At 56.5% G+C, this 24,357-nt stretch carries 17 protein-coding genes and 1 pseudogene; 14 read left to right on the top strand and 4 right to left on the bottom strand.

What is annotated here, in order from left to right:
* Positions 1-67 precede the first annotated feature (67 nt).
* The 5 genes from ABGB15_RS01605 to gntU all read left to right on the top strand — a co-directional run bounded on the left by ABGB15_RS01605 (position 68) and on the right by gntU (position 5,009).
* Positions 68-1,105 (top strand): oxidoreductase, encoded by a 1,038-nt coding sequence (locus ABGB15_RS01605; protein WP_313327342.1) that lies wholly within the window; start codon positions 68-70, stop codon positions 1,103-1,105.
* Between the two features lie 123 nt (positions 1,106-1,228).
* The gene (locus tag ABGB15_RS01610; RefSeq protein WP_152082573.1) at positions 1,229-1,924 is read left to right on the top strand and encodes a pirin family protein; all 696 of its coding nucleotides are present in this window, start codon (positions 1,229-1,231) and stop codon (positions 1,922-1,924) included.
* A gap of 91 nt (positions 1,925-2,015) precedes the next feature.
* A complete protein-coding gene (gntR, locus tag ABGB15_RS01615; RefSeq protein WP_152082572.1) occupies positions 2,016-3,011 on the top strand; it encodes a gluconate operon transcriptional repressor GntR in 996 nt (331 codons plus the stop codon).
* Between the two features lie 126 nt (positions 3,012-3,137).
* Entirely contained in the window at positions 3,138-3,665 is a 528-nt protein-coding gene (gene gntK, locus ABGB15_RS01620; protein WP_152082571.1) for a gluconokinase, read from the top strand.
* A 3-nt stretch (positions 3,666-3,668) separates the two neighbouring features.
* Entirely contained in the window at positions 3,669-5,009 is a 1,341-nt protein-coding gene (gene gntU, locus ABGB15_RS01625) for a gluconate transporter (RefSeq protein ID WP_152082570.1), read from the top strand.
* A 313-nt stretch (positions 5,010-5,322) separates the two neighbouring features.
* Here the strand turns inward: gntU and ABGB15_RS01630 are convergent.
* Together ABGB15_RS01630 and yhgN are read right to left on the bottom strand one after the other, a co-directional pair.
* Positions 5,323-5,766, bottom strand: a pseudogene (locus tag ABGB15_RS01630) (hypothetical protein).
* 309 nt (positions 5,767-6,075) lie between these two features.
* Positions 6,076-6,669, bottom strand: a complete 594-nt coding sequence (yhgN, locus tag ABGB15_RS01635; protein WP_003861574.1) for an NAAT family transporter YhgN — start codon at positions 6,667-6,669, stop codon at positions 6,076-6,078.
* A 177-nt stretch (positions 6,670-6,846) separates the two neighbouring features.
* Here yhgN and asd point away from each other — a divergent pair, with 177 nt between their 5' ends.
* The 6 genes from asd (at position 6,847) to glgP (ending at position 17,550) form a co-directional block, all read left to right on the top strand.
* Positions 6,847-7,950 carry an aspartate-semialdehyde dehydrogenase gene (asd, locus tag ABGB15_RS01640; RefSeq protein ID WP_152082569.1) on the top strand — a complete coding sequence of 368 codons (1,104 nt, stop codon included), beginning with the start codon at positions 6,847-6,849 and terminating at the stop codon, positions 7,948-7,950.
* Positions 7,951-8,181: 231 nt separating this feature from the next.
* Positions 8,182-10,368 (top strand): 1,4-alpha-glucan branching enzyme, encoded by a 2,187-nt coding sequence (glgB, locus tag ABGB15_RS01645; RefSeq protein WP_152082568.1) that lies wholly within the window; start codon positions 8,182-8,184, stop codon positions 10,366-10,368.
* Positions 10,365-12,338 (top strand): glycogen debranching protein GlgX, encoded by a 1,974-nt coding sequence (gene glgX, locus ABGB15_RS01650; protein ID WP_215723514.1) that lies wholly within the window; start codon positions 10,365-10,367, stop codon positions 12,336-12,338. Before glgB ends, glgX begins: the two co-directional genes overlap by 4 nt.
* Before the next feature lie 17 nt (positions 12,339-12,355).
* Positions 12,356-13,651, top strand: coding sequence for a glucose-1-phosphate adenylyltransferase (gene glgC / locus ABGB15_RS01655; RefSeq protein ID WP_152082566.1), 1,296 nt, complete (start codon positions 12,356-12,358; stop codon positions 13,649-13,651).
* The gene (gene glgA / locus ABGB15_RS01660) at positions 13,651-15,084 is read left to right on the top strand and encodes a glycogen synthase GlgA (protein ID WP_152082565.1); all 1,434 of its coding nucleotides are present in this window, start codon (positions 13,651-13,653) and stop codon (positions 15,082-15,084) included. Before glgC ends, glgA begins: the two co-directional genes overlap by 1 nt.
* A gap of 18 nt (positions 15,085-15,102) precedes the next feature.
* Positions 15,103-17,550, top strand: coding sequence for a glycogen phosphorylase (gene glgP / locus ABGB15_RS01665; protein ID WP_152082564.1), 2,448 nt, complete (start codon positions 15,103-15,105; stop codon positions 17,548-17,550).
* 87 nt (positions 17,551-17,637) lie between these two features.
* Here glgP and glpD read toward each other — a convergent pair whose 3' ends face one another.
* Entirely contained in the window at positions 17,638-19,146 is a 1,509-nt protein-coding gene (gene glpD, locus ABGB15_RS01670) for a glycerol-3-phosphate dehydrogenase (RefSeq protein ID WP_313327356.1), read from the bottom strand.
* A gap of 306 nt (positions 19,147-19,452) precedes the next feature.
* Between glpD and glpE the strand changes: the two genes are divergently transcribed.
* The 3 genes from glpE to ABGB15_RS01685 are packed head-to-tail and all read left to right on the top strand — an operon-like array spanning position 19,453 to position 21,438.
* Positions 19,453-19,785, top strand: a complete 333-nt coding sequence (gene glpE / locus ABGB15_RS01675) for a thiosulfate sulfurtransferase GlpE (RefSeq protein ID WP_014885552.1) — start codon at positions 19,453-19,455, stop codon at positions 19,783-19,785.
* A 47-nt stretch (positions 19,786-19,832) separates the two neighbouring features.
* Entirely contained in the window at positions 19,833-20,663 is an 831-nt protein-coding gene (glpG, locus tag ABGB15_RS01680) for a rhomboid family intramembrane serine protease GlpG (RefSeq protein ID WP_215723512.1), read from the top strand.
* Between the two features lie 16 nt (positions 20,664-20,679).
* Positions 20,680-21,438, top strand: a complete 759-nt coding sequence (locus ABGB15_RS01685; protein WP_008503060.1) for a DeoR/GlpR family transcriptional regulator — start codon at positions 20,680-20,682, stop codon at positions 21,436-21,438.
* Between the two features lie 98 nt (positions 21,439-21,536).
* On the opposite strand, the gene malT is transcribed toward ABGB15_RS01685, so the two are convergent.
* Positions 21,537-24,242, bottom strand: coding sequence for an HTH-type transcriptional regulator MalT (malT, locus tag ABGB15_RS01690; protein WP_152082560.1), 2,706 nt, complete (start codon positions 24,240-24,242; stop codon positions 21,537-21,539).
* Positions 24,243-24,357: the final 115 nt, after the last annotated feature.

Raw genomic sequence — 24,357 nt, forward strand, 5'->3', positions numbered from 1 at the left:
GAGGGCTGGGGTGAGGGCAAAACATGCGCTATGGTAAAACCCAGTAACCTTCCAAAAGGACTGAGCCATGACACTACATTGTGCATTTATTGGATTTGGCAAAAGCACCACGCGTTACCACCTTCCGTATGTTCTCAACCGTAAAGATACCTGGCATGTGGCCCATATCTACCGCCGCAGCGCGAAGCCCGAAGAGCAGTCCCCGCAGTATTCGCACATTCATTTCACCAGCGATCTTGATGAAGTGTTAAATGACCCGCAGGTGAAGCTGGTCGTCGTCTGTACTCATGCCGACAGCCATTTCGACTACGCGAAACGCGCGCTCGAAGCGGGCAAAAACGTGCTGGTTGAAAAACCGTTCACCCCGACCATCGCCGAAGCGAAGGAACTGTTCGCGCTGGCGAAAAGCAAAGGGTTAACCGTCACGCCGTATCAGAACCGTCGCTTTGACAGCTGCTTCCTGACGGCGAAAAAGGCGATTGAGAGCGGCAAGCTCGGTGAGATCGTCGAAATGGAGAGCCATTTCGACTACTACCGCCCGGTGGCGGAAACCCAACCTGGCCTGCCGCAGGACGGCTCATTCTATGGTTTGGGCGTACACACTATGGACCAGATCATCTCCCTGTTTGGTCGCCCGGACCATGTGGCATATGACATCCGCAGCCTGCGCAATAAAGCCAACCCGGACGATACCTTTGAAGCACAGCTGTTTTACGGTGACCTGAAAGCCATCGTCAAAACCAGCCATCTGGTAAAAATCGATTACCCGAAATTTATCGTTCATGGCACCAGAGGCTCGTTTATTAAGTACGGCATCGACCAGCAGGAGACCAGCCTGAAGGCCAACATCATGCCGGGCGAGCCGGGCTTTGCGGCGGATGATTCCGTGGGCGTGCTGGAGTACGTGAACGACGAAGGTGTGACGGTCAGAGAAGAACTGAAACCGGAAACCGGCGACTATGGCCGCGTCTACGATGCGCTGTTTGAAACCCTCACCAACGGCGCGCCGAATTACGTCAAGGAATCTGACGTACTGACCAACCTGGAAATCCTCGAACGGGCCTTTGAGGAGGCTTCTCCTGCCACGGTAACCCTCGCGAAATAAGTAAAAATGGCTCCTCTGGGTTTGTTCTAAATTTTTGAACAGAGGAGTCAATTTTCACCCTCTATGATCCCTGGGCGTTTGCGTCCACACTTACTCCATAGAAACGAACTGAGGGTGAAAACAATGATCTACTTACGCAAAGCAAACGAACGTGGTCACGCGAATCATGGCTGGCTGGACTCATGGCATTCATTCTCGTTTGCCGACTACTACGACCCGAACTTTATGGGCTTCTCCGCACTGCGCGTGATTAACGACGACGTGATTGATGCAGGCCAGGGCTTCGGCACTCACCCGCACAAAGACATGGAAATCCTGACCTATGTGCTGGAAGGGGCGGTTGAGCACCAGGACAGCATGGGCAATAAAGAGCAGGTTCCGGCGGGTGAGTTCCAGATCATGAGCGCGGGAACCGGTGTGCGTCACTCGGAATACAACCCGAGCAAAACGGAAAAACTGCACCTGTATCAAATCTGGATCATTCCAGAAGAAACCGGCATCACGCCACGCTACGAGCAGCGCCGCTTCGACGCGAAACAGGGCAAACAGCTGGTGCTGTCCCCGGATGCGCGTGAAGGTTCCCTGAAAGTGCATCAGGATATGGAACTGTACCGCTGGGCGCTGGCGAAAGACGAACAGTCTGTACACCAGATTGCCGCTAACCGCCGCGTGTGGGTCCAGGTGGTGAAAGGTGAAGTGTCCATCAACGGCACGAAAGCGACAACGGCGGATGGCCTGGCCGTCTGGGATGAGCAGGCGCTGTCCGTTCATGCCGACAGCGAAAGCGAAATCCTGCTGTTTGATTTGCCACCAGTATAAATAATTTCTCAACCTTCCCCTTAAACGGGGAAGGTTGAGCTTTGTCCGTGATAAACTGAGCAAATCTCTCACTTCAAGATTTCTCAGGACGATGAAAAAGAAACGCCCCGTACTTCAGGATGTTGCCGATCGCGTCGGTGTGACCAAAATGACGGTCAGCCGTTTTTTACGTAACCCGGAACAGGTTTCCGTGGCGTTGCGTGGCAAGATTGCCGCCGCCCTTGATGAACTGGGTTATATCCCCAACCGCGCACCCGATATTCTCTCCAATGCGACCAGCCGTGCGGTGGGCGTCCTGCTTCCTTCCCTGACCAACCAGGTTTTCGCCGAAGTGCTGCGCGGTATTGAAAGCGTCACTGATGCCTTTGGTTATCAGACCATGCTCGCCCACTACGGGTACAAACCGGAACTGGAAGAAGAACGTCTTGAATCGATGCTTTCCTGGAACATCGACGGCCTGATTTTAACGGAACGTACTCACACGCCGCGCACGCTGAAAATGATTGAAGTCGCCGGTATTCCGGTAGTGGAACTGATGGACAGCCAGTCGCCGTGCCTCGATATCGCCGTGGGCTTTGATAACTTTGAAGCGGCGCGTCAGATGACGGCGGCAATCATCGCCCGTGGTCATCGCCACGTAGCCTACCTGGGTGCGCGTCTGGATGAACGTACTATCATCAAACAGAAGGGATACGAGCAGGCGATGCTCGACGCAAACTTAACGCCGTACAGCGTGATGGTTGAGCAGTCATCATCCTACACGTCGGGGATTGAGCTGATGCGTCAGGCACGACGCGAGTATCCGCAACTGGACGGTATTTTCTGTACCAACGATGACCTTGCGGTCGGTGCCGCGTTCGAATGCCAGCGTCTGGGGCTGAAGATCCCTGATGACATGGCGATTGCCGGTTTCCACGGCCACGACATTGGCCAGGTGATGGAGCCGCGTCTGGCGAGCGTCCTGACCCCGCGTGAGCGCATGGGCCGCATTGGTGCAGAACGCCTGCTGGCGCGCATTCGTGGCGAGGTGGTTACCCCTAAAATGTTAGATTTAGGTTTCACCTTGTCACCGGGTGGATCTATTTAATCCGACAAATTTGAAGTAGCTCACACTTATTCACTTCGCGCACGTTTGGATATTGCTTCTCTTATGCCCCGGCAGGACAATGTTACCGATAACTGTTACCCGTAACAATTGACTGAGGGACACCTTTTGAGCACGACTAATCATGATCACCACGTTTACGTCCTGATGGGCGTTTCCGGTAGCGGTAAATCAGCCGTCGCCAGCGAAGTGGCGCATCAACTCCATGCGGCGTTTCTTGATGGCGACTTCCTCCATCCGCGCAGCAACATCATGAAAATGGCCTCCGGCGAGCCGCTGAACGACGACGACCGCAAACCGTGGTTGCAGGCGCTGAATGACGCCGCGTTTGCGATGCAGCGCACCAACAAAGTGTCCCTGATCGTCTGCTCCGCGCTGAAAAAAACCTACCGCGACCTGCTGCGCGACGGCAACCCGAACCTCTCTTTCATCTACCTGAAAGGCGATTTCGAGGTCATTGAAAGCCGTCTGAAGGCGCGTAAAGGCCACTTCTTTAAAACTCAGATGCTGGTAACGCAGTTCGAGGCGTTGCAGGAGCCGGGCGCGGACGAGCAGGACGTATTAGTGGTTGATATCGATCAGCCGCTGGAAGGTGTTGTGGCCAGCACCATCGAGGTTATTAATAAAAGGCAGTAAGTTTTGAGTACATTAACGCTTGTTTTAACAGCAGTTGGCTCTGTTTTGCTGCTGCTGTTTTTAGTGATGAAGGCGCGTATGCATGCCTTCGTTGCTTTGATGGTGGTGTCTATTGGTGCAGGTCTCTTTTCCGGTATGCCGCTCGACAAGATCGCAGCGACCATGGAAAAAGGGATGGGAGGCACGCTGGGCTTCCTGGCGATTGTGGTCGCGCTGGGCGCGATGTTTGGCAAGATTTTGCATGAGACGGGCGCGGTCGATCAGATTGCCGTCAAGATGCTGAAATCCTTCGGGCACAGCCGTGCGCACTACGCGATTGGTCTGGCTGGCCTGATCTGTGCGCTGCCGCTGTTCTTTGAAGTGGCGGTTGTGCTGCTGATTAGCGTGGCGTTCTCGATGGCGCGCCATACCGGCACCAACCTGGTGAAGCTGGTTATTCCGCTGTTTGCGGGTGTGGCGGCGGCTGCGGCGTTTCTGCTGCCGGGGCCTGCGCCGATGCTGCTGGCCTCCCAGATGCACGCTGACTTTGGCTGGATGATCCTGATTGGCCTGTGCGCCGCCGTTCCGGGGATGATCATTGCCGGTCCGCTGTGGGGTAATTTCATCAGCCGTTACGTTGAGCTGCACATTCCGGACGACATCACCGAGCCACATCTGGGCGAAGGTAAAATGCCGTCCTTCGGTTTTAGTCTGTCATTGATCCTGCTGCCGCTGGTGCTCGTTGGGCTGAAAACCATCGCTGCGCGTTTTGTGCCGGTTGGCTCTACTGCCTACGAATGGTTTGAGTTTATCGGCCACCCGTTCACTGCGATTCTGGTCGCGTGTCTGGTGGCGATCTACGGTCTGGCGATGCGTCAGGGCATGCCGAAAGACAAAGTGATGGAGATCTGCGGTCACGCGTTGCAGCCTGCGGGCATCATTCTGCTGGTGATTGGTGCAGGCGGCGTGTTCAAACAGGTGCTGGTCGATTCCGGCGTGGGTCCGGCGCTGGGCGAAGCACTGACCGGAATGGGCCTGCCGATTGCCGTCACCTGTTTCGTGCTGGCTGCGGCGGTGCGTATCATTCAGGGCTCCGCGACCGTCGCGTGCTTAACCGCCGTGGGTCTGGTAATGCCGGTGATTGAACAGCTGAACTACTCCGGCGCGCAGATGGCGGCACTCTCTATCTGCATCGCGGGCGGTTCGATCGTGGTATCGCATGTTAACGACGCGGGTTTCTGGCTGTTCGGTAAATTTACCGGCGCGACCGAAGCGCAAACCCTGAAAACCTGGACGCTGATGGAAACCATCCTCGGCACGACGGGTGCGATTGTCGGGATGATTGCGTTTACGTTGCTGAGCTAACGAGGCCGTATGTGTGTCGGGTGGCGGCTTCGCCTTACCCGACCTGCAACTCACTCCGGTTTTCTCCCTCTCCCCGTGGGAGAGGGCTGGGTGAGGGCATCAGGCCGCAGAGACTGTATTTTGTCGGGTGGCGGCTTCGCCTTACCCGACCTACAACTCACTCCGGTTTTCTCCCTCTCCCTGTGGGAGAGGGCTGGGGTGAGGGCATCAGGCCGCAGAGGCCGTATTTTGTCGGGTGACGGCTTCGCCTTACCCGACCTGCAAAAAACTCAGGTCCCGTAGGCCGGGTAAGCGTAAGCGCCACCCGGCTTTTTTACAGCGGCACGATGCCTTCCTTTGTGCGCAACCAGCGCGGCGCTTTCAGCGTATCACTGTAAAACCCCACTAAATCCTGCAACAAATCTCCTGCGACTCTTTCATCACTTTCTGACAGCAAATGCGCTAACAGCAGTTGCGTTAACAGCTGGCAATATCGCCCTAATTGATCCACTTACGGTTCGAATACCGGCACATCCATTGGCAGGTCATCCACCGTCAGGCTGGCTTTTAAATATTCCGGAACAGGTTCAAGCAGCGTAGGCTGGAGCAGTGCGAGGCAGGCTGATAGCCGTCCGCACAGCGCCATCTTCTGGGCTGGATCGTCACATTCAACCAGCACGTCTACGAATCGCTCACAGTTGTCCGCCAGCGCGGTGAAATCGGTGGTGTGATCGAATGGGGTGGTGGAACCAGACAGGGTTAGCCTTACCGGCCTCATCAGCTACCGGCGCGTCTTGCGACGCCCCCGCCTGGCCCACCATTGGAGTGTAGCTAAGCGCACGACACGATAACACTCGTGTCGCTGATGAGGTAGTTCAGGAGGCTAATCCTGACGCCTGATTTTGCAGGCGCGGCAAGAAGATACTGCGTTGGGGGCGGGGTGGCAAGAGAGGCTCTTGAAGGCGGCTCGCAAAACGAAATATTATTTTAGGGTGCGGCCTGTTGCCCTCACCCCGGCCCTCTCCCACAGGGAGAGGGTGCAAACACTAAAAACGACAACTTTCGTTGTCGTTTTGCTTTTACCTTGCTACCCCTTCATCCACGCGCGAATTCCATCCAGGAACATCTGCGTCGCCATCATCACCAGAATCAGCCCCATCAGACGCTCCAGGGCGTTCACCCCTTTCTCACCCAGCAGGCGCAGGAACAGCGACGACTGCAGCAGGATGATAAACGTCCCGCCCCAGGCAATCAGCAGGGCAATCACCAGATGGCTCATCTGATTCGGATACTGGTGCGACAGCAGCATCAGCGTGGCCAGAATCGTCGGCCCGGCGACCAGTGGGATCGCCAGCGGTACGATAAACGGCTCCTCACCCGCGGGCAGGCCGCTGCTACTGCCTTCGGCGCTTGGGAAAATCATCTTAATGGCAATCAGGAACAGGATAATCCCGCCGGAAATGGAGACCGTTTCAGCGCGCAGATTCAGGAAGGCGAGGATTTTTTCACCGGCAAACAGGAAGATAAACATCACCAGCAGGGCGATGAGCAGTTCGCGGATCATGATCGCCCGACGGCGCTTTGGCTCGGTGTGCTTCAGCACCGACATGAAGATAGGCAGGTTTCCGAGTGGATCCATAATCAGGATCAATAAAACCGCTGCGGAAATGATTTCACTCATCTTAAATTATCCCTGATACTTACTGTGGTTATTTCGATGATTAGCGCTTTTTCTGATTGCCGGGCAATCATCGATTAATTTCGCTTGCGACTTTGGCAGCATTTTGTAATGTGAAGCATATCCCAGTTCAATACTGGCTTGCACAATCAGCACACACCCTCTGCAGGAAAAAATGCTATGAAAAACGTTGGTTTTATCGGCTGGCGCGGTATGGTCGGCTCTGTACTCATGCAACGCATGGTTGAAGAGCGCGATTTCGACGCTATCCGCCCGGTCTTCTTCTCCACTTCCCAGCTCGGCCAGGCTGCGCCTTCATTCGGCGGCACCACCGGCACGTTGCAGGATGCTTACGATCTGGAAGCGCTGAAGGCACTCGACATTATTGTTACGTGCCAGGGCGGCGATTATACCAACGAAATCTATCCAAAGCTGCGTGAAAGCGGCTGGCAGGGCTACTGGATTGACGCAGCCTCTTCGCTGCGTATGAAAGACGATGCCATCATCATTCTCGACCCGGTTAACCAGAACGTGATAACCGACGGCCTGAACAACGGCGTGAAAACCTTTGTCGGCGGCAACTGCACCGTCAGCCTGATGCTGATGTCCCTGGGCGGCCTGTTCGCGCAGGATCTGGTGGAGTGGGTCTCCGTGGCGACGTATCAGGCGGCTTCCGGCGGCGGCGCGCGTCACATGCGCGAGCTGCTGACCCAGATGGGCCAGTTGCACCACAGCGTTGCGACCGAACTGGCAGACCCGGCGTCCGCCATTCTCGATATCGAACGTAAAGTCACTCAGTTGACCCGCAGCGGCGAGCTGCCGGTGGATAACTTTGGTGTACCGCTGGCTGGTGGCCTGATCCCGTGGATCGACAAACAGCTGGATAACGGCCAGACCCGCGAAGAGTGGAAAGGCCAGGCCGAGACTAACAAAATCCTCGCGACCGCGAACACCATTCCGGTTGACGGCCTGTGCGTGCGTATCGGCGCGCTGCGCTGCCACAGCCAGGCCTTCACCATTAAACTGAAAAAAGATGTGTCTATTCCGACCGTGGAAGAGCTGCTGGCCGCGCACAACCCGTGGGCGAAAGTGGTGCCAAACGATCGCGATATCACCATGCGTGAACTGACTCCGGCAGCCGTTACCGGCACGCTGACCACGCCGGTTGGCCGTCTGCGTAAGCTCAATATGGGGCCGGAGTACCTCTCCGCCTTCACCGTCGGCGACCAGCTCTTGTGGGGCGCAGCCGAGCCGCTGCGCCGCATGCTACGCCAGCTGGCGTAATATTTTGTTAAATACCGGGGGTGATTTTCACCCCCTTTTTTTGCGTACTACATGGAGTAAAACGCGTATGTCTTATTTTTTATCAGGAGTCATTTAGAGCGTTGGCTATGCTTTAAGGAAGATTTGTTTCTTACCTGAGGTTAGGACGGGGCTGAGAGGATGCCCGTTCAGGTCACATTAAAGTCGTCCCAGGCGCTAAAAAAGGACGACATAAAAAACAGGATGAATACCATGTCCGATCGTGTGGATAGAGACGTGATTAATGCGCTTATTGCGGGTCATTTTGCTGACCCCTTTTCGGTGCTCGGCATGCACCGTACAGAGGCTGGACTGGAAGTCCGGGCGCTGTTGCCGGATGCCACAGAAGTCTGGGTGATTGAACCTAAAACCGGCCGCAAGGTGGGTAATCTGGAATGCCTCGATTCCCGTGGCTTCTTCTCGGGCGTAATGCCCCGTCGTAAAAACCCTTTCCGCTATCAGCTCGCCGTTATCTGGCACGGCCAGCAAAACCTGATTGACGATCCCTACAGCTTTGGTCCGCTCTTAAAAGAGATGGATGCCTGGCTGCTGTCCGAAGGGACCCATCTGCGGCCTTATGAAACGCTGGGTGCGCATGCGGATACGATGGACGGCATTACCGGCACGCGCTTTTCCGTATGGGCACCGAACGCCCGGCGCGTCTCCGTGGTCGGGCAGTTCAACTACTGGGATGGTCGCCGTCATCCCATGCGCCTGCGCCGTGAAACCGGCATCTGGGAGCTGTTTATCCCCGGCGCGCACAACGGTCAGCTCTATAAATTTGAAATGATCGACGCCAACGGCAAGCTGCGCATTAAGGCTGATCCGTATGCCTTCGAAGCGCAGATGCGCCCGGATACCGCCTCGCTGATTTGCGGCCTGCCGGAAAAAGTTGTCCAGAGCGAGGAGCGCAAGCAGGCCAACCGTTTCGATGCCCCGATTTCGGTCTATGAGGTGCATCTCGGCTCCTGGCGTCGCCACACTGATAACAATTTCTGGCTGAGCTACCGCGAGCTGGCCGATCAACTGGTGCCGTATGCCAAATGGATGGGCTTTACCCATCTTGAGTTGCTGCCGGTTAACGAACATCCGTTCGACGGTAGCTGGGGCTACCAGCCAACCGGGTTGTATGCCCCGACGCGGCGCTTTGGCACGCGCGATGATTTCCGCTATTTCATCAACGCCGCGCACGCCGCCGGGCTGAACGTGATCCTCGACTGGGTGCCGGGCCATTTCCCGTCCGATGATTTCGGCTTATCCGATTTCGATGGCACGAAGCTGTACGAGCACAGCGACCCGCGCGAAGGCTATCACCAGGACTGGAACACGCTGATCTACAACTACGGTCGCCGTGAAGTGACGAACTACCTGGTGGGGAACGCCCTCTACTGGATTGAACGTTTCGGCATTGATGCCCTGCGTGTCGACGCGGTGGCGTCAATGATTTATCGCGACTACAGCCGTAAAGAAGGGGAGTGGATACCGAACGAATTTGGCGGTCGTGAAAACCTCGAAGCGATAGAGTTCCTGCGCAACACCAACCGCATTCTCGGTGAGCAGGTGGAAGGCGCAGTCACCATGGCGGAAGAGTCGACGGATTTCCCCGGCGTCTCCCGTCCGCCGTCAACGGGTGGCCTGGGGTTCTGGTACAAGTGGAACCTCGGCTGGATGCACGACACGCTCGACTACATGAAGCTCGATCCGGTTCATCGCAAGTACCACCACGATAAGCTCACCTTCGGGCTGCTCTACAACTACACCGAAAACTTCATGCTGCCGCTGTCCCACGATGAAGTGGTTCACGGCAAGAAATCTATTCTCGATCGTATGCCGGGTGATGCGTGGCAGAAGTTCGCCAACCTGCGCGCCTACTACGGCTGGATGTTCGCTTTCCCTGGTAAGAAGCTGCTGTTTATGGGCAATGAGTTCGCCCAGGGGCGCGAGTGGAACCACGACACCAGCCTCGACTGGCATCTGCTTGAGGGCGGCGACAACTGGCACCACGGCGTACAGCGTCTGGTGCGCGACCTGAACCTGACCTATCGCCACCACAAGGCGCTGCACGAGCTGGATTTCGACCCTTACGGCTTTGAGTGGCTGGTGGTGGATGACCATGAACGCTCGGTGTTTGTCTTTGTGCGTCGTGATAAGGCCGGTAATGAGATTATCGTCGCCAGCAATTTCACGCCTGTTCCGCGCGAACATTACCGTTTCGGCATTAATCAGGCCGGTAAATGGCGCGAAATTCTGAATACCGACTCCATGCACTACCACGGCAGTAACGCCGGAAACGGTGGGCTGGTGCAAAGCGATGCCATCGAAAGTCACGGTCGTCCGAATTCCCTGAGCCTGACGCTGCCGCCGCTCGGCACCATCTGGCTGGTGCGGGAGGGAGAATGACGCAACTCACTGCAGGGAAACCCGAACCGCTCGGGGCGAGTGTTGACGGAAAGGGGGTGAATTTCACGCTCTTTTCCGCGCACGCGGAGCGGGTAGAACTCTGTGTGTTTGACGGGGAAGGCAACGAGCACCGCTACGATCTGCCTGCGCGTACAGGGGATATCTGGCATGGTTACCTGGCCGGAGGGCGTCCGGGCATGCACTACGGTTTTCGCGTTCACGGCCCGTGGGAGCCTTCGCAGGGGCACTGGTTTAACCCGGCGAAGCTGCTGATCGACCCGTGTGCGCACCGCGTGGACGGCGAGTTTAAAGACGATCCGATTTTCCACGTTGGCTACGGTGAACCCGATCATCGTGACAGCGCATCCGTCGCACCGAAAAGCGTGGTGGTGAACGATCTCTACGACTGGGAAGACGATGCCCCGCCGCGCACGCCGTGGGGTAACACGGTTATCTACGAAGCGCATGTAAAAGGGCTGACGTACCTGCACCCGTCGATCCCGAAAGAGATGCGCGGCACCTATATGGCGCTTGGGCATCCGACGATGGTGGCCTATCTAAAGCATTTAGGGATCACTGCGCTGGAACTGCTGCCGGTGGCGCATTTCGCCAGCGAGCCGCGCCTGCAGCGCCTGGGGCTAAGTAACTACTGGGGCTACAACCCGCTGGCGATGTTCGCCCTCGACCCGCGCTATGCGGTGCACCCGGAGAAGGCGCGGGACGAGTTTCGCGATGCGGTGAAAGCGCTTCATGCGGCGGGCATTGAGGTCATTCTGGACGTGGTGTTAAACCACAGCGCCGAAAGCGATCTCGACGGCCCGACGCTCTCGCAGCGCGGAATTGATAACCGTAGCTATTATTGGATCAGGGAGGATGGTGATTACGACAACTGGACCGGTTGCGGTAACACGCTCAATCTCAGCCATCCTGCGGTGACGCATTACGCATACGAATGCCTGAAATACTGGGTGGAAACCTTCCACGTGGACGGTTTTCGTTTCGATTTAGCACCGGTGATGGGGCGGACACCGGCATTCAGCCAGCAGGCACCGCTGTTTGAGGCGATCAAAAACTGCCTGGTGCTTTCACAGGTGAAGCTGATTGCCGAGCCGTGGGACATTGGCGAAGGCGGTTATCAGGTGGGAAATTTCCCGCCGCTGTTTGCCGAGTGGAACGATCATTATCGCGATGCCATGCGCCGCTTCTGGCTTGAGAGGAGCCTGTCGCTGGGGGAATTTGCCGGACGTTTTGCCGGTTCGAGCGATCTCTTTAAGCGCGACGGCAAACGCCCGTCGGCCACCATCAATCTGGTGACGGCGCACGACGGTTTTACGCTGCGCGACTGCGTTTGTTTCAATCAGAAACACAATGAAGCAAACGGCGAAGAGAATCGCGATGGGACTAACAATAACCATAGCTTTAACCATGGTATAGAAGGGTTAGGCGGAAGTCTGGACATCATTGAGCGGCGACGCGCCAGCGTTCATGCGCTGCTGACGACGCTTTTGTTGTCTCAGGGGACACCGATGCTGCTGGCGGGCGATGAACACGGCCACAGCCAGCACGGTAACAACAATGCCTATTGCCAGGACAACACCTTAACCTGGCTCGACTGGGGGGAAGCGAACAGCGGGTTAACCCATTTTACCGCGGCGCTGATCCACCTTCGCCAGCAGATCCCCGCCCTCACCGCCGACAGCTGGTGGGAAGAGGGCGACGGCAACGTCTGCTGGCTCAACAAAGACGCGCAACCGTTGAGCGCGCAAGAGTGGCAACACGGCGTACCCTGCCTGCAAATCCTGCTTTCGGACAGGTGGCTGGTGACGCTGAATGCGACGGATGACGTCGCTGAGATTGTTTTACCTGACGGGGAGTGGCGCGCCATTCCCCCCTTTGCCGGAGCGGATAATCCGGTTGTTATGGCTGTCTGGCACGGGCCTGCGCACGGAGTGTGCGTATTCCAAAGATGATAAAAAAGGAGTTAGTCATGGTTAGATTAGAGAAGAACGATCCCTTAATGTTGGCACGCCAGCTACCATTAAAAACTGTTGCCCTGATACTCGCAGGCGGGCGTGGCACCCGTCTTAAAGATTTGACCATCAAGCGCGCCAAACCGGCCGTTCACTTTGGTGGTAAGTTCCGCATTATCGACTTCGCGCTGTCCAACTGCCTGAACTCCGGCATTCGCCGCATTGGCGTTATTACTCAGTATCAGTCGCACACGCTGGTGCAGCACATTCAGCGCGGCTGGTCTTTTTTCAGCGAAGAGATGAACGAGTTTGTCGACCTGCTGCCTGCGCAGCAGCGCGTTCACGGTGAAAACTGGTATCGCGGCACGGCGGATGCGGTGACGCAAAACCTCGACATCATTCGCCGCTATAACGCGGAATACATCGTGATCCTCGCCGGGGACCATATCTACAAGCAAGACTACTCCCACATGCTGATCGACCACGTCGAAAAAGGGGCGCGTTGCACCGTAGCGTGTCTGCCGGTGCCCGTTGCGGAGGCGACAGCGTTTGGCGTGATGCACGTGGATGCAGATGACAAGATTATCGACTTCGTTGAAAAACCGGCGAACCCACCGACCATGCCAGGGGATGACACCAAATCGCTTGCCAGCATGGGGATCTATGTCTTTGATGCCGATTACCTTTACGCGCTGCTGGAAGAGGACGACAAAGACGAAAACTCCAGCCACGACTTCGGTAAAGACATTATCCCGAAAATCACCAAAGCTGGCATGGCGTATGCACATCCCTTCCCGTTGTCCTGCGTACAGTCTGACCCGAATTCTGAACCGTACTGGCGCGATGTCGGCACCCTGGAAGCGTACTGGAAGGCGAACCTGGACCTGGCGTCCGTCACGCCGGAGCTGGATATGTATGACCAGAACTGGCCGATTCGCACGCATATGGAGTCCCTGCCGCCCGCGAAGTTTGTGCAGGATCGCTCCGGCAGCCACGGCATGACCCTGAATTCGCTGGTCTCTGGCGGGTGCATTATCTCCGGTTCGGTCGTGGTGCAGTCAGTGCTGTTCCCACGCGTGCGCGTGAACTCATTCTGTAACATCGACTCGGCGGTTCTGCTGCCGGATGTCTGGGTGGGGCGCTCATGCCGTCTCCGCCGTTGCGTAATCGACCGTGCCTGCGTCATTCCTGAAGGCATGGTGATAGGAGAAAACGCGGAGGAGGACGCACGTCGCTTCTACCGTTCAGAAGAAGGGATCGTGTTGGTCACACGGGAAATGCTGCGGAAACTGCAGGTCAAACAGGAGCGATAATGCAGGTTTTACATGTATGTTCAGAGATGTTCCCGTTATTAAAAACGGGCGGTCTGGCGGATGTTCTTGGCGCATTACCCGCGGCGCAAATCGCCGGAGGTGTGGATACCCGAGTCCTGTTGCCCGCCTTTCCGGATATCCGGCGCGGCATTCCTGATGCTCAGGTTGTGACCCGCCGTGAGACCTTCGCCGGACGCATCACCCTGCTGTTTGGACATTACAATGGCGTTGGAATTTACCTGATTGACGCGCCGCACTTATACGACCGACCGGGAAGCCCGTATCACGATACGAACCTGTTCGCGTATACCGACAACGTGCTGCGCTTTGCGCTGCTGGGCTGGGTGGGGGCGGAGATGGCGGTTGGGCTGGACCCATTCTGGCGTCCGAATATTGTGCACGCGCATGACTGGCACGCCGGGCTTGCCCCGGCTTACCTGGCGGCGCGCGGCCACCCGGCGAAATCGGTCTTTACCGTACACAACCTGGCGTATCAGGGTATGTACTACGCCCATCACATGAATGACATCGATCTGCCATGGTCGTTCTATAACATGCACGGGCTGGAGTTTAACGGGCAGATCTCGTTCCTGAAAGCGGGGCTGTACTACGCCGATCACATTACGGCCGTCAGCCCAACCTATGCGCGTGAAATTACCCAGCCGGAGTTTGGCTACGGCATGGAAGGGTTACTGCAACAGCGTCACCGTGAAGGTCGTCTGTCGGGGATTTTAAACGGCGTTGATGAAAAAATCTGGAGCCCGGAAACCGATCTTCTGCTGCCCTCACGCTATGGCCGCGACTCGGTGGAAGACAAAGCTGAAAATAAACGCCAGCTGCAGATTGCGATGGGGCTGAAGGTGAATGACAAAGTGCCGTTGTTCGCCGTAGTCAGCCGCCTGACCAGCCAGAAAGGGCTGGATCTGGTGCTTGAGGCCCTGCCGGGGTTACTGGAGCAGGGCGGGCAACTGGCGTTGCTCGGTGCGGGCGACCCGGTGTTGCAGGAAGGTTTCCTGGCGGCCGCCGCGGAGCACCCTGGGCAGGTCGGTGTACAGATTGGTTATCACGAAGCGTTTTCACACCGCATTATGGGCGGCGCGGACGTCATTCTGGTGCCGAGCCGTTTCGAACCTTGCGGGCTTACGCAGCTCTACGGCCTGAAATACGGCACCCTGCCGCTGGTGCGTCGCACGGGCGGGCTGGCGGATACGGTGTCTGACAGCTCGCTGGAAAATCTGGCGGACGGTATCGCCAGCGGGTTTGTCTTTGAGGACAGTAATGCCTGGTCGCTGCTTCGGGCGATTCGGCGTGCTTTCGTCTTGTGGTCCCGTCCGTCGCTTTGGCGTTACGTTCAACGCCAGGCGATGTCCATGGACTTTAGCTGGCACGTTGCGGCGCAGTCATACCGCGATCTCTATCAACGCTTGATGTAACGAGGCGAAGTTACTGATATGAATGCTCCTTTTAGCTACTCTTCACCGACACTCAGCGTTGAGGCGTTAAAGCACTCCATCGCCTACAAGCTGATGTTCACCATCGGGAAAGATCCGGTTATCGCCAACAAACACGAATGGCTGAACGCCACCCTGTTTGCGGTGCGTGACCGCTTAGTTGAACGCTGGCTACGCTCCAACCGCGCCCAGCTTTCGCAGGAAACGCGTCAGGTGTACTACCTGTCGATGGAATTTTTGATTGGCCGCACCTTGTCTAACGCGCTGTTGTCGCTCGGTATTTATGACGACGTCAAAAGCGCACTGGAAGAGATGGGGCTGGATTTAGAAGAGCTGATTGACGAAGAAAACGACCCTGGCCTCGGTAACGGCGGCCTGGGGCGTCTTGCCGCCTGCTTCCTGGATTCGCTGGCGACGCTGGCGCTGCCGGGGCGTGGCTACGGTATTCGCTACGACTACGGGATGTTCAAACAGAACATCGTCGACGGGCGGCAGAAAGAGTCGCCGGATTACTGGCTGGAATACGGCAACCCGTGGGAGTTCAAACGCCACAACACGCGCTACAAAGTGCGCTTTGGCGGACGTATTCAGCAGGAAGGGAAAAAATCCCGTTGGGTGGAAACCGAAGAGATCCTGGCCGTGGCCTATGACCAGATCATCCCCGGTTACGACACCGATGCCACCAACACGCTGCGTCTGTGGAGTGCGCAGGCCAGTAGCGAGATCAACCTCGGTAAATTCAACCAGGGCGACTACTTTGCGGCGGTGGAAGATAAAAACCACTCTGAAAACGTGTCCCGCGTGCTGTACCCGGATGACTCGACCTATTCTGGCCGCGAGCTGCGCCTGCGTCAGGAGTATTTCCTCGTCTCCGCGACGATTCAGGATATCCTCAGCCGTCACTACCAGCTGCACAAAACCTACGCCAATCTGGCGGAAAAAACCGCGATCCACCTTAACGACACCCATCCGGTGCTTTCGATCCCGGAACTGATGCGCCTGCTGATCGACGAGCATAAGTTCAGCTGGGACGACGCCTTTGAGGTGACCTGCCAGGTGTTCTCGTACACTAACCACACGCTGATGAGTGAAGCCCTGGAGACCTGGCCGGTCGATATGCTGGGCAAAATTCTGCCGCGCCATCTGCAAATCATCTTTGAGATTAACGATTACTTCCTCAAGACGCTGCAGGAGCAGTACCCGAACGACACCGGCCTGCTGAGCCGCGCGTCGATCATCGATGAGTCAAATGGTCGTCGCGTGCGCATGGCCTGGCTGGCGGTGGTGATCAGCCACAAGGTAAACGGCGTGTCTGAGCTGCACTCGAACCTGATGGTGCAGTCTTTGTTCGCTGATTTTGCGAAGATCTTCCCGACGCGTTTCTGCAACGTGACCAACGGCGTCACGCCGCGGCGCTGGCTGGCGCTGGCGAACCAGCCGTTATCTGACGTGCTGGATGAACACATTGGTCGTACCTGGCGTACCGATTTGAGCCAGCTGAGCGAGCTTGAACAGCACATTGATTTCCCGACGGTGAACAAGGCCGTGCGTGAAGCCAAACTGCTGAACAAAAAGCGGCTGTCGGTGTATCTTGCGCTGCACCTGAACGTGGTGGCGAACCCGAAAGCGCTGTTCGATGTGCAGATCAAACGCATCCATGAGTACAAGCGTCAGCTGATGAACGTGCTGCATGTGATCACTCACTACAACCGTATCAAAGCCGACCCGACGGCCGAGTGGGTGCCGCGAGTGAAAATCTTTGCCGGTAAGGCGGCGTCCGCGTACTACATGGCGAAGCACATTATTCATCTGATCAACGATGTCGCGAAAGTGGTGAACAATGACCCGGACATCGGCGACAAGCTGAAGGTGGTGTTTATCCCGAACTACAGCGTGAGCCTGGCGCAGCTGATCATTCCGGCGGCGGATCTCTCAGAGCAGATTTCCACGGCGGGGACGGAAGCGTCCGGCACCAGTAACATGAAGTTTGCCCTGAACGGCGCGCTGACCATCGGCACGCTGGACGGCGCGAACGTCGAGATGCTGGAGCATGTTGGGGCAGATAATATCTTTATCTTCGGTAATACGACGGAAGAGGTGGAGGCGCTTCGCAAGAAGGGCTACTCGCCACGCGAGTATTACGAGGACGATGAAGAGTTACGCCAGGTTCTGACGCAGATTGCCACCGGCGTGTTTAATTCTGACGAGCCGGGCCGCTACCGCGATCTGGTGGATTCGCTGATTAACTTTGGCGATCACTATCAGGTGCTGGCGGATTATCGCAGCTATGTGGATTGTCAGGACAAGGTGGACGAGCTGTATCGTCAGCAGGAGAAGTGGACCAGTGTCGCGATGCGTAACATCGCCAATATGGGCTATTTCTCGTCGGACAGAACCATCAAAGAGTATGCCGATACCATCTGGCATATTGATCCGGTGCGGTTGTAAAAACATTGCCCGGTGGCGCTGCGCTTACCGGGCCTACGGGATCGAGTAGGCCGGGTAAGGCGGAGCCGCCACCCGGCTTTTTTTCAATTACGACGCTAACGACAATTCACGCTTTCCCGCATGTTGCTGCAACCACTGCGCCACGCGAGACTGCTGCTCGGCGTTTAGCCACATTCCTTCTTTGGTACGACGCCAGATAGCATCCTCCAGGCGGCGAACCCACTCATGCTCAACCAGATAACGCAGCTCGGCTTCATATAATTCGTGGCCGAAATGTTCGCCCAGGTCGGCAAGCCCTTTTGCCTCGCCCAGAATCAGTTCGGTATTACTCCCGTAAGTGCGGGCGTAGTGGCGTGCCATGCCTTCGGTGATGAACGGATAGCGGCGGCGCAGTTTCGCGGCAAAATCATCGCGATTGTCACCGATGTCACCACCAGGCAGTACCGCGCCTTTCGTCCATGCCGGGCCAATGCCTTTGTAATACGGTGCCAGTTTCTCCAGCGCGTGTTCGGCCAGCTTACGATAGGTGGTGAGCTTGCCACCAAACACCGACAGCAGCGGTGCCTGGCCGTCCACGTCATGAATATCAAGCGTATAGTCGCGGGTGATGGCCTGCGGTGAGTCAGATTCGTCGTCGCACAGCGGACGCACGCCGGAGTAAGTCCAGACCACATCATCACGTGCGAGCTGTTTCTTAAAGTGCGCGTTATACACTTTCAGCAGGTAATTCACTTCGCTCTCGTCGATCTCGACGTTTTTCGGATCGCCTTTGTACTCCACATCGGTGGTGCCGATGATCGAGAATTCGTCCATCCACGGGATCACAAACACGATGCGCTTATCTTCGTTTTGCAGAATGTAGGCCTGCTTTTGGGTATGTACACGCGACACAACAATGTGGCTGCCTTTGATCAGGCGGATGCCGTAAGGGGATGGCAAATGCATGCCGTCGTCGAAGAACTGCTTCACCCACGGGCCGGTGGCGTTCACCAGACCACGTGCTTTCCAGGTGAATTTCTCGCCGGTATCCACATCTTCCGCTTCCACAATCCACAGGCCGTTTTCACGACGGGCAGCGGTCGCGCGGGTACGGGTTTTCACCTCGCCGCCTTTCTTCTCGACCATCTGCGCATTCGCCAGCACCAGACGTGCATCGTCCACCCAGCAGTCGGAATATTCGAATCCGCGCACGATTTCAGGTTTAAGGACCGATTCTGAGCCAAAACGCAAACCGTTCGAACCCGGCAGGCTGGTGCGTTTCCCCAGATGATCGTACATAAACAGACCAATGCGGATCATCCACGCCGGACGCAGGTGCGGGCGATGGGGCAGGCGGAAGCGCATCGGGATCGCCAGATGCGGGGCCATTTTCAGCAGCACTTCACGTTCGGCCAGCGCTTCGCTGACCAGGCGGAATTCGTAGTGTTCCAGGTAGCGCAGGCCGCCATGAATCAGTTTGGAGCTGGCGGACGACGTCGCGCAGGCGAGATCGTTAGCTTCCAGCATCAGTACGGATAAACCGCGTCCTGCGGCATCGACCGCAATACCGGCACCGTTGATGCCACCGCCTATCACAATCAGATCTTTGGTTTCCATAACACCCTCACGCACTTTCGTTAAAGCTCATAAATGTTCGATATCGCTCATAATAGCAAAGGAACGCGCCTTTGGTAACATCAAAAAAACAATTTAGAGTGATATGGATAACATAATGGCGTTTACCCGCCGCCAGGACGTACACTACGGGGTAAAATAGTGCGACTAACTTTTCTCCGTCACCCCTCACCCTAACCCTCTCCCCAGAGGGGCGAGGGAATGGTTTGCTCCCTCTCCCTTATAGGGAGAGGGCTGGGGTGAGGGTCAGCAGGTCGCATAAAATCTGAATAATCGAAAGAGAACTCCATGGATCAGTTTGAATGTATTAACGTAGAAGAAGCCCATCAGAAGATGCACCAGGGAACGGCGGTGCTGGTGGACATCCGCGATCCGCAAAGTTTCGCGATGGGCCACACGCCGGGCGCGTTCCATCTGACCAACGACACACTGGGCGCGTTTATGCGCGATAACGATTTCGACACGCCGGTGATGGTGATGTGCTACCACGGCAACAGCAGTAAAGGCGCGGCGCAGTATCTGCTCCAGCAGGGCTACGACGCGGTGTATAGCGTCGACGGCGGCTTCGATGCCTGGCACCGGCATTTTCCGGCGGAAGTTGAATACGCGTTTGAGCGCTAATCCCGCTATACTGTCCCCTTTTGTGTGGAAATAAGCGACCGCCGCCCATGTTGATGATCACCTCCTTTACCAACCCGCGCGTCGCCCAGGCGTTTGTCGACTATATGGCAACGCAGGGCGTCATTCTGACCGTTCAGCAACATACGCAAACCGATGTCTGGCTGGCAGATGAAAGCCAGGCCGATCGCGTCAATGCCGAGCTGGCGCGGTTTCTGGAAAATCCAGCCGATCCGCGCTATCTGGCAGCAAGCTGGCAATCCGGTCAGACCGGTAGTGGCTTGCATTATCAGCGTTTCCCTTTCCTCGCCACCCTGCGTGAGCGTGCGGGGCCTTTTACGCTACTGCTGATGGCCGCCTGCATTATCGTCTTCATCCTGATGAACGTGGTGGGCGACCAGAGCGTGATGATTGCCCTGGCGTGGCCCTACGATCCGTCGCTGGAGTTTGACGTCTGGCGCTACTTCACCCACGCGCTGATGCACTTCTCGGTGATGCATATCCTCTTTAACCTGCTGTGGTGGTGGTATCTCGGTGGTATCGTGGAGAAGCGCCTGGGCACTGGAAAACTGGTCGTGATTACGATTATCAGCGCCCTGTTAAGCGGCTATGTGCAGCATAAATTCAGCGGTCCGTGGTTTGGTGGGCTTTCTGGTGTGGTATACGCCCTGATGGGGTACGTCTGGCTCAGAGGCGAGCGCGACCCTGAAAGCGGCATCTATCTGCAACGCGGATTAATAACCTTTGCATTAATATGGCTAATTGCCGGATGGTTTGATCTGTTTGGTATGTCTATCGCCAACGGTGCGCACGTCACCGGGCTGGTTGTTGGGCTGGTGATGGCCTTTGCCGACACGCTCCATGCGCGGAAACGAACATAATTCCCAGGGATATTTCATGAAACAAACACAACGTCATGACGCCATTATCGAACTGGTCAAAAAACAGGGATACGTCAGCACCGAGGAGCTGGTGGAGCAGTTTGCCGTCAGCCCGCAAACCATCCGTCGTGATCTGAACGACCTCGCCGATCAAAACCGTATTCTGCGCCACCACGGCGGTGCCGCGCTGCCGTCCAGCTCGGTCAACACCTCGTGGCATGACCGTAAAGCCACGCAGACGGCAGAGAAAGAGCGCATCGCCCGTAAAGTGGCAAGCCAGATCCCGAACGGCGCGACGCTGTTTATTGATATCGGCACCACGCCGGAAGCGGTCGCTCATGCGTTGCTGGACCACGAGAACCTGCGTGTGGTCACCAACAACCTGAACGTGGCTAACACCCTGATGCAGAAAGACGATTTCCGCATCATCCTCGCGGGTGGCGAACTGCGCAGCCGCGACGGCGGGATTATCGGCGAAGCGACGCTCGATTTTATCTCTCAGTTCCGCCTCGATTTCGGCATTCTGGGGATCAGCGGCATCGACAGTGACGGCTCGCTGCTGGAGTTTGATTACCATGAGGTGCGCACCAAGCGCGCGATTATCGAGAACTCACGCCACGTGATGCTGGTGGTGGATCACTCGAAGTTTGGCCGTAACGCGATGGTAAACATGGGCAGCATCAGCATGGTGGATGCGGTCTACACCGACGTGATGCCGCCGGCTGGGGTGATGCAGGTGATTAAGGATAACAATCTACAGTTAGAACTCTGCTAGCGGTTGTGTCGGGTGGCGCTGCGCTTACCCGACCTACAAAATTTTCTCCCTCTCCCACAGGGAGAGGGCCGGGGTGAGGGCATCAGGCCGCACAAAACCTACACCCCGTACCCCATCATCTTCAGCAACTGCTGTGCATGCTGCACTGCATCCTGACGATGCGCCACGCCCAGCTTCTGATACAAATTGCGAATGTGCGTTTTGATGGTGGTCGCCGCAACCGCCAGTTCCCCGGCAATCTGATCGTTACTGTATCCGGAATAGATCAGCCCCAGAACCTGCCATTCACGCTGAGTGAGCGGGCTGGTGCGGATAAGTTCCGGCACTTCTGGATGATTCAGCAGACGTTCAACAAAGTTCTCATCAAAATGCGCAAATTTGTGGCGATGGTGCTGGTTAATCTCGCGCAGAATACGCTGGGCGCGATGCTGGTCCAGTTCCGGTAGCGTATTGAGCTGAATAAGCTGACGCAACTGCTGCGCCATCACTTCACCTTCAATCACGAAGTGGCTGATAAACCCGGTGCGGTTAGCCAGTTGCAGCGCCTCCAGCAGCACGCGCTGGGCATCGTTTTTACGACCGGCCTGCCAGTAAAGCTGGTTCAGCAGCAGCAGGTTACGGTTCAGGTCGCTCATCAGGCGCAGGCTGCGGGCGTTTTCGTTTAACTCTTCCAGCACGATCTCGGCAGGCTCAAACTCGCCCAGCAGGATCTGCACGCGGGCAATATTCCGCCACTGGCTTTGCAGGAAGTGGTTGTTGGCAAATTCAGGTTTTGGCGTCTGGCGCAGCCAGTTGGCGGCGGATTTTTTATCGCCGGTCATCTGCCAGTAAATCACCCGGACTTTATCGGCGTTTGACACCCAGTCGCTATGGTACTGACCATTACCGAGCAGGTTTTCCAGGCGGTTAAGGTGATTGCGCGCGTTATCCAGATCTCCGCGCGCCAGCGAGCACTGTACCAGCAGCGCCAGACACTGCAGCTGTTGCTGCGGCTGGAACCCGGAGAGCACGTCCACGCCCTGACGGGCGCAGCTTTCTGCTTCATCCAGACGCGACCATGCCCACAGCAGTTGAGCGCGAATACGTAACAGGAACTCGTGCATCGGCAGCTGTTCCAGATGTTGTTCACGAATAAGCTGGAACGCTTTTTCCTGGTTTTCCCATGCCGCTTGCAGGAACCCCTGCGCAAATAAAATCTCGCTTTGCTGGATCAGGCTCCACAAAGCGTAGTGCCAGACGTCGTGACGGCGCGCCATCTGCTCGGTTTGCTGCATGAGCGAGAGCGAACGCGTCAGGTCACCTTTGCAGTGCAGCACTTCGCCGTGTACTGACGTCGCCACGATGCGGCTGTAGAAGTTCGCCAGCGGCAATTCATCCAGTGCAACCATCGCCAGGCGTTCTGCCTCTTCCGGGTCGCCGTCGTTGATCGCGACCTGAGCACGCAGGGCATTGAATTCGCCGTGGAGAGTGGCATCCATTTCGCTCTCCATCTCCTGCTCGGCACGCGCCAGCAGGGTGTTCACTTCGCTGTAGCGATGCTGGCTCTGCATCAGCCAGGCCTGCAGCAGCACCAGACGCGGGTTCTCCAGCAGGCTTTCCCACGGTAGCGCTTTTAACGACTCTTCGAGCAGCGTCAGTTCGCTGTGGTTGAACAGCCCCCACGCGTGGTTGAGCAAAATATCGCGCAGCATACTGGCATCACCCGCGGCCAGTGCATGGTGGATAGCCTCACTCGGGAAACCTTGTGCCATCCAGCTTTCGGCCGCAGCGCGGTGGATATCCGGCAACTCGGTCGCAAGTTCCCACTGACAGCGCTGGCGCAGGAAGCTGCCAAACAGCGGGTGATAGCTAAACCATTCACCGGGATCGTCCATGCGCGTCAGGAACAGACCCTGACGTTCAATCTCTTCAAGCTGGAGCTGACCGTTTTCAATGCCCGTCACGCGCACAATTAGCGCATCGTTCATGGAACGCAGCAGGGAGCTTTTCAGCAGGAAATGGCGGGTGGAGAGATCGACGCTGTCGAGCACTTCATCGACCAGATAATCCGAAAGGTGGCTGGCGTTGATCCCTGCCAGACGCCGCGCCGACTGGTGTGTCGGGCTATTATTTTGCCGGGCGGATAACGCAATCAACTGCAGCGCCGTTGCCCAGCCTGCAACGTCATCGCACAGACGGCTGCTTTCGGACGCCTCAATCGGCGAGGTCAGGCGGCAGTCAAAGAACTGTTTCGCTTCCTGGTGGGTAAAGGCCAACTGCTGGCTGCCGATTTCCAGTAGCTGATCGCGCACGCGCAGATTGGCAATGCCTAACTGCGGCAGATTACGCGACAAGACCACCAGGGTCAGATTTTCCGGCTGATGGCGCAGGAAGAAACGCATCGACTCATGGATCACCGGATTGGTGATCAGATGATAATCGTCAATCACCACATACAGCGGACGATGCCATTCGGCCAGTTCAACAAATAGCTGTGAGAAAAGGGAAGACAGGCTGGCGTACTGGCGCTTTTGCACCATCACCTCACTGGTGACGCAGTGCCCGTTGGTTGCCTGCTGAATAGCAGCAATCAAATAGCTGGCAAAACGTTCTTGCTGGTTATCACCCTCATCAAGAGAGTACCAGCCAAGATCGCTTTTACCTGCGGCCCATTGTGAAATGAGCGTTGTTTTTCCATAACCTGCAGGGCTCGTAACCAGCGCCAGTCGGAAATTATGTGCGCCGGAAAGTTTAGCCAACAGGCGTTCGCGGACCACAGTATGGTCAAGACGAACCGGGCGACTTAATTTAGACGGAATCAACATAGTTTTCACTTCACTGTGGGGAACGAGAGAATTTATTTTTTTTGCGCTTCGTAATTAATAGATATAAGGTCGGCCAATAAGACGACTATTGCAAGTTATGTCTGGGTTTTGTGGC

It is taken from the genome of Enterobacter sp. MALB-1 (assembly GCF_041021625.1).
In the GTDB taxonomy this organism is placed as follows: domain Bacteria; phylum Pseudomonadota; class Gammaproteobacteria; order Enterobacterales; family Enterobacteriaceae; genus Enterobacter; species Enterobacter oligotrophicus.

Bases quoted from the DNA above. Each gene is read 5' to 3' on its own strand.
- ABGB15_RS01605 (WP_313327342.1), top strand. From the start codon at position 68: ATGACACTACATTGTGCATTTATTGGATTTGGCAAAAGCACCACGCGT.
- ABGB15_RS01610 (WP_152082573.1), top strand. From the start codon at position 1,229: ATGATCTACTTACGCAAAGCAAACGAACGTGGTCACGCGAATCATGGC.
- gntR (WP_152082572.1), top strand. From the start codon at position 2,016: ATGAAAAAGAAACGCCCCGTACTTCAGGATGTTGCCGATCGCGTCGGT.
- yhgN (WP_003861574.1), bottom strand. From the start codon at position 6,669: ATGAGTGAAATCATTTCCGCAGCGGTTTTATTGATCCTGATTATGGAT.
- asd (WP_152082569.1), top strand. From the start codon at position 6,847: ATGAAAAACGTTGGTTTTATCGGCTGGCGCGGTATGGTCGGCTCTGTA.
- glgB (WP_152082568.1), top strand. From the start codon at position 8,182: ATGTCCGATCGTGTGGATAGAGACGTGATTAATGCGCTTATTGCGGGT.
- glgX (WP_215723514.1), top strand. From the start codon at position 10,365: ATGACGCAACTCACTGCAGGGAAACCCGAACCGCTCGGGGCGAGTGTT.
- glgC (WP_152082566.1), top strand. From the start codon at position 12,356: ATGGTTAGATTAGAGAAGAACGATCCCTTAATGTTGGCACGCCAGCTA.
- glgA (WP_152082565.1), top strand. From the start codon at position 13,651: ATGCAGGTTTTACATGTATGTTCAGAGATGTTCCCGTTATTAAAAACG.
- glgP (WP_152082564.1), top strand. From the start codon at position 15,103: ATGAATGCTCCTTTTAGCTACTCTTCACCGACACTCAGCGTTGAGGCG.
- glpD (WP_313327356.1), bottom strand. From the start codon at position 19,146: ATGGAAACCAAAGATCTGATTGTGATAGGCGGTGGCATCAACGGTGCC.
- glpE (WP_014885552.1), top strand. From the start codon at position 19,453: ATGGATCAGTTTGAATGTATTAACGTAGAAGAAGCCCATCAGAAGATG.
- glpG (WP_215723512.1), top strand. From the start codon at position 19,833: ATGTTGATGATCACCTCCTTTACCAACCCGCGCGTCGCCCAGGCGTTT.
- ABGB15_RS01685 (WP_008503060.1), top strand. From the start codon at position 20,680: ATGAAACAAACACAACGTCATGACGCCATTATCGAACTGGTCAAAAAA.
- malT (WP_152082560.1), bottom strand. From the start codon at position 24,242: ATGTTGATTCCGTCTAAATTAAGTCGCCCGGTTCGTCTTGACCATACT.